The sequence below is a fragment of the Pacificispira spongiicola genome (assembly GCF_012926505.1).
GTDB lineage: Bacteria > Pseudomonadota > Alphaproteobacteria > UBA8366 > Aestuariispiraceae > Pacificispira > Pacificispira spongiicola.
The window spans coordinates 214,337-226,858 of the sequence record NZ_JABBNT010000005.1 but is presented as its reverse complement, the minus strand read 5'-3'; the positions used below and the strand labels follow the sequence as shown (position 1 = coordinate 226,858).

The 12,522-nt window shown below is 60.7% G+C and carries 13 protein-coding genes and 1 tRNA gene; 4 read left to right on the top strand and 10 right to left on the bottom strand.

Annotation, left to right across the window (positions count from 1 at the left end; translation table 11 throughout):
* Positions 1-6 precede the first annotated feature (6 nt).
* The 8 genes from HH303_RS16885 to HH303_RS16850 form a co-directional block, all read right to left on the bottom strand.
* Positions 7-309 carry an urease subunit gamma gene (locus tag HH303_RS16885; RefSeq protein ID WP_169626546.1) on the bottom strand — a complete coding sequence of 101 codons (303 nt, stop codon included), beginning with the start codon at positions 307-309 and terminating at the stop codon, positions 7-9.
* A 27-nt stretch (positions 310-336) separates the two neighbouring features.
* Entirely contained in the window at positions 337-1,188 is an 852-nt protein-coding gene (locus HH303_RS16880; RefSeq protein WP_169626545.1) for an urease accessory protein UreD, read from the bottom strand.
* The gene (gene urtE / locus HH303_RS16875) at positions 1,163-1,858 is read right to left on the bottom strand and encodes an urea ABC transporter ATP-binding subunit UrtE (RefSeq protein WP_169626544.1); all 696 of its coding nucleotides are present in this window, start codon (positions 1,856-1,858) and stop codon (positions 1,163-1,165) included. Before urtE ends, HH303_RS16880 begins: the two co-directional genes overlap by 26 nt.
* An 18-nt stretch (positions 1,859-1,876) precedes the next feature.
* A complete protein-coding gene (urtD, locus tag HH303_RS16870) occupies positions 1,877-2,620 on the bottom strand; it encodes an urea ABC transporter ATP-binding protein UrtD (protein WP_169626833.1) in 744 nt (247 codons plus the stop codon).
* Positions 2,621-2,696: 76 nt separating this feature from the next.
* Complete coding sequence (gene urtC, locus HH303_RS16865; protein WP_406611455.1) at positions 2,697-3,854, bottom strand: urea ABC transporter permease subunit UrtC; 1,158 nt, start codon at positions 3,852-3,854, stop codon at positions 2,697-2,699.
* A gap of 3 nt (positions 3,855-3,857) precedes the next feature.
* Entirely contained in the window at positions 3,858-5,492 is a 1,635-nt protein-coding gene (gene urtB / locus HH303_RS16860; RefSeq protein ID WP_169626543.1) for an urea ABC transporter permease subunit UrtB, read from the bottom strand.
* A gap of 134 nt (positions 5,493-5,626) precedes the next feature.
* Complete coding sequence (urtA, locus tag HH303_RS16855; protein WP_227421919.1) at positions 5,627-6,877, bottom strand: urea ABC transporter substrate-binding protein; 1,251 nt, start codon at positions 6,875-6,877, stop codon at positions 5,627-5,629.
* A 286-nt stretch (positions 6,878-7,163) separates the two neighbouring features.
* Positions 7,164-7,403, bottom strand: a complete 240-nt coding sequence (locus HH303_RS16850; RefSeq protein ID WP_169626542.1) for a hypothetical protein — start codon at positions 7,401-7,403, stop codon at positions 7,164-7,166.
* A gap of 116 nt (positions 7,404-7,519) precedes the next feature.
* Here HH303_RS16850 and HH303_RS16845 point away from each other — a divergent pair, with 116 nt between their 5' ends.
* Positions 7,520-7,933, top strand: a complete 414-nt coding sequence (locus HH303_RS16845) for a methylglyoxal synthase (protein WP_169626541.1) — start codon at positions 7,520-7,522, stop codon at positions 7,931-7,933.
* An 18-nt stretch (positions 7,934-7,951) separates the two neighbouring features.
* The gene (locus HH303_RS16840; protein WP_169626540.1) at positions 7,952-8,998 is read left to right on the top strand and encodes a carbohydrate kinase family protein; all 1,047 of its coding nucleotides are present in this window, start codon (positions 7,952-7,954) and stop codon (positions 8,996-8,998) included.
* Positions 8,999-9,053: 55 nt separating this feature from the next.
* Here HH303_RS16840 and HH303_RS16835 read toward each other — a convergent pair.
* Positions 9,054-9,127 (bottom strand) — tRNA-Cys (locus tag HH303_RS16835).
* 92 nt (positions 9,128-9,219) lie between these two features.
* On the bottom strand, positions 9,220-9,999 hold the full coding sequence (locus HH303_RS16830; RefSeq protein ID WP_169626539.1) for a substrate-binding periplasmic protein: 780 nt from the start codon (positions 9,997-9,999) through the stop codon (positions 9,220-9,222).
* Positions 10,000-10,283: 284 nt separating this feature from the next.
* Here HH303_RS16830 and HH303_RS16825 point away from each other — a divergent pair, with 284 nt between their 5' ends.
* Positions 10,284-10,937 carry a protein-L-isoaspartate O-methyltransferase family protein gene (locus tag HH303_RS16825; RefSeq protein ID WP_169626538.1) on the top strand — a complete coding sequence of 218 codons (654 nt, stop codon included), beginning with the start codon at positions 10,284-10,286 and terminating at the stop codon, positions 10,935-10,937.
* 104 nt (positions 10,938-11,041) lie between these two features.
* Positions 11,042-12,463, top strand: coding sequence for a TolC family outer membrane protein (locus tag HH303_RS16820; RefSeq protein WP_169626537.1), 1,422 nt, complete (start codon positions 11,042-11,044; stop codon positions 12,461-12,463).
* Positions 12,464-12,522: the final 59 nt, after the last annotated feature.

The window sequence follows — 12,522 nt, the reverse complement described above, 5'->3', positions numbered from 1 at the left end:
CCTGCTTCAGCGGATCGGTTCGTGGACGGTGACAAGCTTGGTTCCGTCGGGGAAGGTCGCCTCGACCTGGACGTCGTGGATCATTTCCGCCACGCCGTCCATGACCTGTTCGCGGGTGATGACCTGTGCCCCGGCGGACATCAGATCGGCGACCGATCGACCGTCACGCGCGCCTTCCACGACAAAATCGGTTATCAGCGCGATGGCTTCCGGATGGTTCAGCTTCACGCCGCGTTCCAAACGGCGGCGGGCGACCACGGCGGCCATGGCGATCAGGAGCTTGTCCTTCTCACGCGGCGTCAGGTTCATGCGGTTTTCCTCCCACTCTTTACCAAATCAACAATACCAAGGTCGGGGCAGGGAGAGCCCGCCCGACAGAATCCGATAGATGTCCGCGATCCATAGGCGCAGCGGGCCGGAAGCCTCTGCGACCGCGCGGCAGACCAGGACCCCGCGCCGCAGGCTGCATCCCCAATCCAATCCGTCTTGTGGCGGAACCTCCGCGCGCAGAAGGTCGCGAAAAGCTTCGGGATCGGGGCCGACATAGGCGCAGCCGACCGTGCAGGTCGCGCCCAGCGTTGCCGTCGCGCGCGACAGGGTCGCGGTCAGATCGCCGTCCAAACCGGCCTCGTCCGCGTAAACCAGTTTCCCGTCGATCCGAAGGCGCCAGGATTCGCGGAACCGGGCGGAAATCGACGTTTCCCCCATGGCCGCGCGACCGAAGACCGTCGCCTCCAAGCCGATGAAGCGCGCGCCGACCGCCAGATCGACGAACAATCGGCGCGACAGGGCGCTGCCGTCGAACAGGATGGTTTCCTGCGGCAGCCAATGCAGATCCGCATTATCCGCGGCGGACAGTCGGGTTTCCATGCAGGCCTGACCGTCGCGCCTGCGGTACAGCCGTTCGCAGGCCTGTCCGGACAGGCGCAGGGCCGCATCGGGGCCGACACCGGCCGTCACGTCGAATCGGTCGCCGCCCGTCAGGCCGCCGGCGGTGTTGATAATCACCGCCTCCATCATGGAATGATCGTATATCCGGGGGAAGCGAACCTTGCCGCAGCCAGATTGATAAAGGTTCCCCAGGCGGCTTTTCCCCGCGCGCGTCACCGCGTCCAGCCTGATCACACCCTTCGCCCGCTGTAAGGCGGGCGGGGCGTCCAGATTAGACTGTAAGGTGCCGTCGTACATCGGTTTCCGCGAGTTCCTTTTGACCGCCGGATGCTACCACCTCGCCACGGTCCAGGACGATAAATTTGTCCGCCAATTCCTTCGCAAAGTCGAAATACTGCTCCACCAGGATGATCGCCATGTCGCCCTTGTCGCGCAGGAAGGTGATGGCCCGCCCGATATCCTTGATGATCGACGGCTGAATGCCTTCCGTCGGTTCGTCCAGGACCAGGACTTTCGGGCGGGTCACCATGGCACGGCCGATGGCGAGCTGCTGCTGCTGGCCGCCGGACAAGTCGCCCCCGCGTCGCCGCAACATGTCGTTCAGGACGGGGAACAATTCGAACACTTCGTCCGGGACATTGCGGTCCTTCGACGACAGGCAGGCATACCCGGTTTCCAGGTTTTCCCGAACGCTCAATAGGGGGAAGATTTCGCGGCCCTGCGGGACATAGGCGATGCCCTTACGCGCCCGATCGTAGGGTTTCATCCCGTCGATGGATGCCCCGTCCATGGCGATCGTGCCCTTGGCGATGGGTTGGTGTCCGGTAATGGCGCGCAGCAGGCTGGTCTTGCCGACACCGTTGCGACCCAGGACGCAGGTGACGTGCCCCGGTTCCGCGCTGAGAGAGACGCCGCGCAAGGCCTGCGCCGCGCCGTAATAGAGGTCGATGGAGTCGACAGAAAGCATGGTCCCAATCCCCTCCCGTTACCGGCCCAGATAGACTTCGACGACGCGTTGGTTCGCGCTGACCTGATCGAGGCTTCCTTCCGCCAGGACGCTGCCTTCGTGCAACACGGTCACGCGCACGCCCAGCGAGCGGATGAAATCCATGTCGTGTTCGACCACGACGACGGAATGCGTCTGGGCGATATCCTTCAGCAGCTTCGCCGTTTCTTCTGTTTCCGCGTCGGTCATCCCGGCGGCCGGCTCGTCGATCAGCAGCAGTTGCGGGTCCTGCGCCAGCAGCATGCCGATTTCCAACCATTGCTTCTGTCCGTGCGAAAGGGATCCCGCGACCGTCTCGCGCAGGTCGCCGAGGCGGGTGAGGGCCAGAAGCTCGTCGATACGGGTCTGTTCGTCCTTGCTGGGCAGGCGAAACAACATCGGGAAGACGCGACGGTCCTGTTTCAGGGCCAGCAGCAGGTTGTCGTAAACCGAATGGCTTTCGAACACCGTCGGTTTCTGGAATTTCCGGCCGATGCCCATATTGGCGATGGCGGCTTCGTCGTGCTTGGTCAGATCGACCTTGCCTTGATAAATAACGTCGCCTTCGTCCGGTCGGGTCTTGCCGGTGATGATATCCATCATCGTCGTTTTACCGGCGCCATTCGGGCCGATAATCGCCCGCATTTCGCCCGGCTTGATGATCATGGACAGTTTGTTGATCGCCCGGAAACCGTCGAAGCTGACGCTGACATTGTCGAGATAGAGCAGGGACCCCGCCGCCATGGTCGGGGCGCCCGGCGAAATGTCGAATGGCGCTTCCGCCGGGACGGCGGTCGCTTGCATGACGGGTGTCGGAATTCTAGTCATTGCCGGCCTCCTTTTTACGGGCGAAGCCCATACCGGTGCCCAATCCCGGAAATTTCAGAATGGACAGCAACCCGGCGCAGCCTTTCGGCAGGAACAGCGTTGTCAGTACGAATAAGGCGCCCAGGAAGAACAGCCAGATTTCGGGGAAGGCCACCGTGAAGTAGCTTTTCGCGATATTCACCGCCAAGGCTCCAAAGATGGCGCCGAACAGATAACCGCGCCCGCCCAGTGCCACCCAGATGACGATTTCAATGGAGTTGATCGGCGCGAATTCGCCCGGATTGATGATTCCGACCTGCGGCACGTAAAGCGCCCCGGCAATCCCCGCCAGAACCGCCGACAGGGTGAAGACGAAGACCTTGTAGTGTTCGACCCGATACCCCATGAACCGACTGCGGCTTTCCGCGTCGCGCACGGCAATCAGAACCTTCCCCAGGCGCGACGTCGTGACGAAGCGGCAGGCGATATAGCCGAGCGCCAATGCCAGGGCGGAGGCGATGAACAACCCCCGCCGCACCCCGTCGGATCGCAGGTCGAAGCCCAGCAGATCGCGGAAATCGGTCAGCCCGTTATTGCCGCCGAAGCCCATGTCGTTGCGGAAGAAGGCGAGCAACAGGGCGTAGGTCATGGCCTGGGTGATGATCGACAGATAGACGCCGGTCACTCGGGATCGGAAGGCGAACCAGCCGAAGGCGAAGGCCAGGATGCCCGGTACGAGGGCGACCATCAGCATCGCAAAGGCAAAATTGTCGAACCCGTACCAGTACCAGGGCAGTTCCTTCCAGTTCAGGAAGACCATGAAATCCGGCAGGACCGGGTGGCCGTAGACGCCGCGGTCGCCGATCTGGCGCATCAGGTACATGCCCATGGCATATCCGCCCAGGGCGAAGAACGCGCCGTGACCCAGGCTCAGGATACCGCAATATCCCCAGACCAGATCGACGGCCAGCGCCAACAGGGCGTAGCACAGATATTTCCCGAACAGGCTGACCGTATAGGTCGGCACCTTGAACGGGCTGCCGTCGGGTAAGGCGTTCAGGACCGGAACCAGGACCGCCGCCCCCAGGATCAGGCCCAGGGTGATGACCGTGGCCCGGCCCGTCATGGCCCCGAACAGGAAGCCGCGTGAAGTCGAAAGGGACGTCGTCATGGCTCAGGACTCCACGGCCCGGCCCTTGAGCGCGAAGAGTCCGCGCGGCCGGCGTTGGATGAAGAGGATGATGAAGACCAGTACCAGGATTTTGGCGACAACCGCCCCGGTCCAGGGTTCCATGAATTTATTGGCGACGCCCAGGGTCAAGGCCCCGACCAGCGTTCCCCAGAGGTTACCGACCCCGCCGAAGACGACGACCATGAAGCTGTCGACGATATAGGCCTGCCCCAGATTCGGGCCGACATTGGTCAACTGGCTTAACGCCACGCCGCCGATCCCGGCGATACCGGACCCCAGGCCGAAGGTCAGCGCGTCGACGCGTCCGGTGCGGATGCCCATGGAACTGGCCATCGCCCGATTTTGCGTCACGGCCCGCATTTGCAGGCCCAGCGGTGTGCGTTTCAGAACCGCCAACAGGGCCAGGAAAACCAGGATGCAGAAGACGATGATGTAGAGCCGGTTATAGGTAAGCGACAACGCGCCGTTGACGGCGTAGAAGCCGCTCATCCAATCCGGTGTGGTGACCGGCTGGTTCAAGGGCGAGAAGATGCTGCGCACCGCCTGTTGCAGGAACAGGCTGATCCCGAAGGTGGCGAGCAGCGTTTCCAGCGGACGGCCATAGAGCAGGCGGATGATCGACCGTTCGATGGCGATCCCGACCAGCCCGGTGACGATGAAGGCGGCGGGCACCGCGACGAACAACGAATATTCGATAGCATTCGGCATCAACTGCTGCACCACGAAGGTGGTATAGGCCCCCAGCATCAGCATTTCGCCATGCGCCATGTTGATGACGCCCATGACGCCGAAGGTAATGGCGAGCCCCACCGCCGCCAGCAGCAGGACGGCCCCAAGACTGACCCCGAAGAACAGGGTTTCCAGCAGATTGTAGACCGACTTCTGATTTTCGATGGAGGCGAGGGCGGCCTGCGCCGCGGCGGCGAGGTCCGCGTCGGCTTCCTGCCCCGCCGCGCGGCCCAGGACCTGCCAGACATCGGGATCCATGGAACCGCTCAACATCCCGACGGCGGCCAGTCGTTCTTCCGCGTCGCCATTGGTCAGCAACAAGGCCGCCTGCGCCATATCCAGGGCCTCGCGGACGGCGTCGTCCTGTTCCTTTTCGATCGCTTCGACGACAAGAGGCAGGGCTTCCGGCGACGGATTGGCCAGGACCGCCTTCGCCGCCGCGATGCGCGTATCTGGGTCTTTCGAATAGAGGCGCAGCGCCCCGAGCGCGGCCTTGAGCGCCCCGCGCAGCTTGTTGTTGATCGTGATCTTCTTCAGGTCGCGCTTGCCGTGTTCGCCCAGATCGGCGGCGGTCAGCACGTCGATCGCATGGGGCGCGCCGTCGATTTCCTGGCTGAAGACGATGACGTTGTTCTGTTTCTTGTGGCTGAACAATTCGCCGTCCTGGAGGGCGCTCAGGATCGCCAGGGCGCGGTCGTCGCCCGACTGCACCAGTTCCAGAACCGCCTCCTCCTTCACGGTGAAGGATTGGTCGTTCAGTTTTGCGACGGATGTTTCGAAATCGTCGGCGCGGGACGGCGTGGCCGACAACAGGTCGAGCAGAAAGCTCAAGGCCAGAAATGCGAGGATGACGGGACGCGCCCGTAACGAGACCGGGATGCGAAGCATGGCTCTCTCGCCTCTAATTGTGGAAACTTCTCTGAAAAGGCGGGCCGTCTCTAGGGTCCGTCGACGGGGCCGCGAAATAAACACCAGGGACAGTGGGCGGTTCCCGAAAGAACCGCCCACCGATCACCCCCCGATCAGTAATTCTGACCCGAGCATTTGCCCGTGGTGATGTTGAAGTTCCCGCACGAGATCGGCGCGGTCCAATCGGCAACCAGATTCTTCGACTCCGGCAGGAAATCGGTCCAGGCGTCGCCGATCACGCCCTTCGGCGTGGACCAGACGATCTGGAACTGACCGTCATCCTGAATTTCGCCGATCAGGACCGGCTTGGTCAGGTGATGGTTGGTGTTCATGACCGCAATACCGCCCGTCAGATTCGGGTAGGTAATGCCGTTCATTTCGTCGCGCACCATGTCGACATCCGTCGTCCCGGCGGCTTCCACGGCCTTCACCCACATGTTGAAGCCGATATAGGTGGCTTCCATCGGGTCGTTGGTCACGCGGTCCTCACTGCCGATGAACGCTTGCCATTTTTCGATGAACTCGTCGTTCACCGGGGATTCGGCGCTCATGAAGTAGTTCCAGGCGGCGAGGTGACCGACCAGCGGGCCGGTGTCGATGCCCGACAGTTCCTCTTCGCCGACCGAGAAGGCGACGACCGGAATGTCGGAGGAGGCGATGCCCTGGTTGCCCAGTTCCTTGTAGAACGGGACGTTGGCGTCGCCGTTGATCGTGGACACGACCGCGGTCTTCTTGCCGGCGGAACCGAAGGCCTTGATGTCGCTCACGATCGTCTGCCAGTCGGAATGACCGAATGGCGTGTAGTTGATCATGATGTCTTCGGCCGGGATTCCCTTGTCGAGCAGATACTGCTCCAGGATCTTGTTGGTCGTGCGCGGATAGACATAGTCGGTACCGGCCAGGACGAAGCGCTTCACCGAACCGCCTTCCTCGCTCATCAGGTAGTCGACCGCCGGAATGGCCTGCTGGTTCGGCGCGGCGCCGGTGTAGAACACGTTCTTGGACGATTCTTCACCTTCATACTGAACCGGATAGAACAGCATACCGTTCAGTTCTTCGAAAACCGGCAGGACCGACTTGCGGGACACGGATGTCCAGCAGCCGAAGACCGCAGCGACCTTGTTCACTTCCAGCAGTTCACGCGCTTTTTCCGCAAAAAGCGGCCAGTCGGACGCCGGGTCGACGACCACGGCTTCCAGTTTCTTACCAAGAAGGCCACCCTTCTTGTTCTGCTCGTCGACCAGCATCAGGACGGTGTCCTTCAGCGTGGTTTCGGAAATCGCCATCGTCCCCGACAGCGAGTGTAGGACGCCGATCTTGATCGTGTCGTCCTGGGCCTGCGCAGCCCCGACGGAGACGCCCATGGCAAGCGCCGTAGCAGCCGCCCCCTTCATTACCCTGTTCATCATGTTTTTCATGTTGAATGCACTCCTTGTGACGCCGGCCCCAACCGCCGGCTGCCTTGTGCACCGCAACATTTGTGCCAGTTGATACGCTAACGAACTTACGGTGATAAGGTATTGTTTTTAATAGTAAAACAGTAACTATTTGCAAAAACGGCATCGCGTATTGCGTGTTTGTGCATAGCAAAAAGTGAACAAAAATTAACCAAAATGACAGTTTGGTTAAAATTTAGTCACATGTGCCGATTCACTCTGTCAGACCCGTAGGTTGACGGCTGGACGCATCCGCTACCGTGACCGGCTGACACTGCCAGTCATAGGTCAACCAGTCCTTACGGCGTTCGATCCGATCCGCGTAGCGGCCTTTGTCGATGGCTGCCGCTACCTGGCAGTTGAAGGCCGAATTGAATTGATGATCCCGTTCGAAGGACTGACAGTGGGTTTCGCCCAGCAACGTGACACACGCTACCAGGATCATGGCATACATGGTTTTATCCTCCCGCGTTGGGTAAGAGCGATCTGCGCCGCTCATTGTCGGGAAGTTTACCCTATAATGGCGCGAACACCTATTTCAGGGATGCGGTACAAGGGAAGGGAACACGGATGACGGAACGCAAGACGATCGGCCTGGTGGCGCATGACGGGTGCAAGCCGGACCTCGTCGCCTGGGCGAAGGAACGGCGTGAAATCCTTGCAAGGCATGATCTTGTCGGCACCGGGACGACCGGCAGCGCGGTCCGGGAGGCGACGGGCTTGGATGTCGAATGCCTGAAAAGCGGCCCGTTGGGCGGAGACGCGCAACTCGGCGCGCGGATCGCGGAAGGGAAGCTCGACATTCTGATCTTCTTCACCGATTCGCTGTCGTCCATGCCGCACGACGTGGATGTGAAGGCGTTGATCCGTTTGGCGGCGCTCTACAACACGGTATTCGCGTGCAACCGGGTAACGGCGGATTTCGTCATCGACAGTCCGCGTCTGAATGCGCCGATCATGCGCAGCGAGCCGGTCAAACGGTAGCAGATCGAAGAGGGTAGGATGAAAGCGGTAACGGTAGGCTCCGCCACGGTGGACGTCATCGCCACGGTGGCGAGCGAGGACATTGAGCAGATGACGCTTCACAACAGCACGACATCGTTCCTGCTGCTGGAGCCGGGCCGGAAGATCGACGCGCTCAGTGTCGTCACGCATACAGGCGGTGGTGCGGTAAATGCGGCGGTTTCCCTGGCCCGGCAGGGTTTCGACGTCGCGGCGCTGGTAAAACTCGGTCGCGATCATAATGCCGAAATGTTGGTGGACCGATTGGCGACCGAAGGGATATCGGGCGATCTTGTCCGCTATACGGAAACGGAGGCGACGGCGGTGTCCGTCATGGTCGCGTCGCATGACCGGAACGCGGCGATCTTCACCCATCGCGGTGCGAATGGGTTCCTGACGGAAGACGACATTCCTGACGACGCCTTTGCCGGCGCGGATCTGGTATTCGTCACCAATCTGTCGAACGATTCCGTGAACCGCTTTCCGAAAATCGTCGAACAGGCCAAGGCGGCGGGGGCTTTTGTGGCGTCCAATCCGGGTATCCGCCAGTTGACGCGGCAGACAGACGCCTTTTTCGACAGCCTGAAGCATGTCGATTTCTTCACCTGCAATTTCAACGAAGCACGTAGTTTGGTTCCGGCACTGGTGAACCGTACCGGCTGGGAACGGGAATATGCGGCGCGATGTGGAGACGATGCGGTTCTGCCCACAATGGAAATCGAGGGCTTTAAGCTGCCGCTATCCGAATATTTCCGACGCATTCATTCGCTCGGACCGCGTTTTGTGGCCGTAACGAGGGGCGGGGAGGGTTCCTATCTGTCGGAAGACTGCGCCGTCTATCACCAGGATATCGTCCCGGCCCATGTCGTCGGCACGGCGGGGGCGGGGGATGCTTTTGCGTCCACCTTGGCCGGGGCGTTGGTCGGGGGTGTGGCGCCGACGAAAGCCTTGCGGATGGCGGCGTATAATGCGTCGTCCGTCGTGTCATTCGTCGATACGCAAACAGGATTGAAGACGCTGGCACAATTGGAAAAAGACGCGGCGTAAACCGCTCGGCGCGGGGCCGGTGCGTGCGTGGTGTCGACTTGTCAGAAGAAAAGGTTGGAGGCGCGAGCCGGAATCGAACCGGCGTATACGGATTTGCAGTCCGCTGCGTCACCACTCCGCCATCGCGCCTTACCGGGCGGAGGGATATGGTGGCGGGTCCTTACAGTCAAGCGTTTTAGGCGCCGACGCATCGGCAAGATCGTAAAATTTTTGGCGTCCGGTCAGTTGACCGTGTCGCCGCTCGCATCCTCCACCGAATCCCATATCTCCTTCAGGCGCGGGCTCAATGGATGCTCTCTGCTAAAGGCGATATGCAGCGTTTCGCGTGTAACAGGTTTTGTATGGGCAATGTCGGCGGCCCTATCCGCACCTAGAAAATCCGCACTTTCCATCATACCGACATCGACATTTTCAACGAAGATATCGATCCTGCCGTAATCCAGCATCTTCCAGGCATTCAGGGCCTGACTCACGATATGCAGTTTCGCGCCCTTTCGTTCGAGGATTTCCGTAATTGTATAGGAGCGAACACCGCCGAACTGGTATCCGGCGGCAATTAGGTCATCCAAAGTTTCCCCATCCAATCCTTCCGGAAAGCGGGTCTTGTCGTAAAAGGGGACATCGATATGCGGGCCGACTTCCCGCTCGCTCATAAAGAAATCTCTGTTTCGTTCCTTCGTTCGCCGCCAGGGGAAGGTCGCAACGAAATCGCCGATCTTCGTGGCCGCGATCGCCCGCTGCCACGGCATGAATACGAGACGGACCTTGTATCCGGCGGATTTGTAGGTCTCTACGACCTTTTGGGCGTAAGTTCCGTACCCGATCTGAAGTTCCGATACGAAAGGCGGCCATTCTCCGACGGCAAAGACGAGTTCTTCCTCCGCTTGGGACGGGCGCGGGAAAATCCCAACGGCAAGCAGTAAGAACAGTCCGAAAAGAAGTGGCCGTACCGATCCGCCGCACGGACCGCGTCCTCGGGTCGTAATGCTTTGTGTCTGCATAAGGTGCCTCCCACGAATTTCGCGGATGGTGCGACACCTACAGTCGGATCGGACGATCTCCCCATTTCGCCCGTTGCGGGACAGTGCCGCCACGTCCGCCACGGGTTCAATTTGGAACTCTACACCGACTTCGGTTGGTTTGGGGGAAAATGATTCGCGGGGTCCGGTTCAGAAAAAACGTCAGGATCAATGTCTTTCCCATGCCATGCCGCATTGCAAATTTCCTCGCCGATACCTATAAACAAATCCTAGAACGTCATTTTCCAAACGGGCGGGTTTCTAAAATGGATTTTGCTCTCGCACGCCGCAACATGGTCGAGTGCCAACTTCGCACGAACAAGATCGTTTCGCCGGATATCCTGGCCGCGCTGCACAGCGTTCCGCGCGAACGCTTCGTTCCGGTCGCCCGCAAGGGGCAGGCTTATTCCGACGAACATGTGGCAATCGGGGAGGGGCGCTGGCTCGCTCCGGCCATGCCGATCATGCGCCTGATCCAGGAGGCGTATCCGTCCGCGACCGACAATGCCTTGGTCGTCGGCGCCGGATACGGGTATTCGGCCGCGATTTTGGGACGCCTGTGCCGGTCGGTTTTCGCGACGGACGACAACGCGGAATTCGTGTCGGCGATGTCCAGCGTTCTGACCGATCTTGCGGCGGATAACGTGGTTGCCGTGGAGGCCCCGTTGAAGGCCGGTTTCCCGAAGGAAGGCCCCTATGACATCATCCTGCTGGACGGCAGCGTATCGGAAGTGCCGCAGTCGCTGTTCGACCAATTGGCCGAAGGGGGGCGTCTGATGGCTATCGTCGGTGCGCCGGGTCAGATCGGCCGCGCGATGCTGTATGGAAAGCGCAACGGCGCGGTGTCGCACCGCGAATTGTTCGATATGTCGATCAAGGCGCTGCCGGGCTTCGAGAAGGAAGCGGCTTTCGTTTTTTAACGGGGTTGAATGTCGGTTGAAGTTATCGACCGGCGATCTAGTTGATGACCGCGCCCGGACTCGGGTTACAAGGTCTGGCTTCTGTGCTGAAAAGGGTACGACACATGCTTCGAGGGTACGGTTTCAAGGCGGCGCTTCTTTCTGCTGCGACGGGCGTATGGATCGCCACTGTCCCGATGGGGGCAGCGTCCGCTCAGACGCTGGAAGAGGCGCTGGTCGAGGCTTATATCACCAACCCGACGCTACTCGCCCAACGCGCGCAACTGCGGGCAACGGATGAAGGCGTGCCGCAGGCGCTTGCAGGCTGGCGTCCGAATGTCGAATTCACGGCGGATGTGAACGGTGTTCGTTCCCGCCTTAAAACCTCCGCGACGCGGACGGAATCGACGCGCATGACCTCCGGTGTTCAGCTACAGATCACGCAGAACGTCTATGACGGCGGCGCGACTTCCGCTGCCGTTGAGGGGGCGAAGGCCGATGTGCTTGCCGCCCGCGCGGATCTGGTTTCCACCGAACAATCGATCATGCTGGATGTCGGTACGGCCTATATGGACGTGTTCAAGAACCAGGCGGTCGTGTCCCTGAATGAACAGAACGTCGTGCGTCTGGAACGTCAGCTTGAAGCGACGCGCGACCGGTACAATGCCGGGGTTGCTACCTTGACCGACGTTGCCCAGGCCGAATCGCGTCTGGCGCGGTCGCGTTCGGATCTTTCCTCCGCGCGCGGCGATTTGGAAGTCAGCCGAACCGTGTTCGAGGAAGTGGTGGGGATCCCGCCGACGAACCTGTCGTTGCCGACACTGCCGCTGACCTTGCCGGCCGGCCGGGACGAAGCGAAAAGCATGGCGGTCGAACGCAATCCCAGCGTCGTTTCGGCCGAATTTGATCGGCGTGCCGCATTGCACGGCATCGACGAACAGGAGGCCGATCTGCTGCCGTCCGTCGATGTGTCGGGCACGGCCTCTCACGACTGGGATAAATCGACGAAAGGATCGTTCCAGCGCACTTATACGGTGACGGCGCAGCTGTCGGTTCCGATCTATCAGCAGGGTTATGAGACCAGTCAGGTCCGCGAATCAAAGATGACCGCCGCGAAGGCGCTTCAGGATGTCGAGACCGCGCGACGGTCCGTGACGGAACAGGCGTTGAGCGCCTGGGAAACCTACCAGTCCGTCGTCGCGGCGATCGTTGCCATTCGCGAGGAAGTGCGTGCCGCCGAAATCGCCCTGGACGGTGTGCAGCAGGAAGAATTGGTCGGTCAGCGCACTGTCCTCGACGTCCTGGATGCCGAGCAGGAACTGCTGGACGCCAAGGTTAGCCTTGTGCAGGCGGAGCGTGACGAGACGGTAGCGAAGTTCGAACTGATCTCCGCCGTCGGCGGTCTTACGGCCCGTGACCTCGGCTTGGATGTTGAAGCCTATGATCCGGCGCTGCACTATGACAGCGTCAAGGATACGTGGTGGGGGTTGGGCGATGACGTCGAAACCCATGACAGCGATGCCAAGGCCGCGGCCGTTCAGCCGTAACAATCCAATCATTTCCGTCTTCTAGGCCGCAAGCCCATGCATCCAGTGTGGGCTTGCGC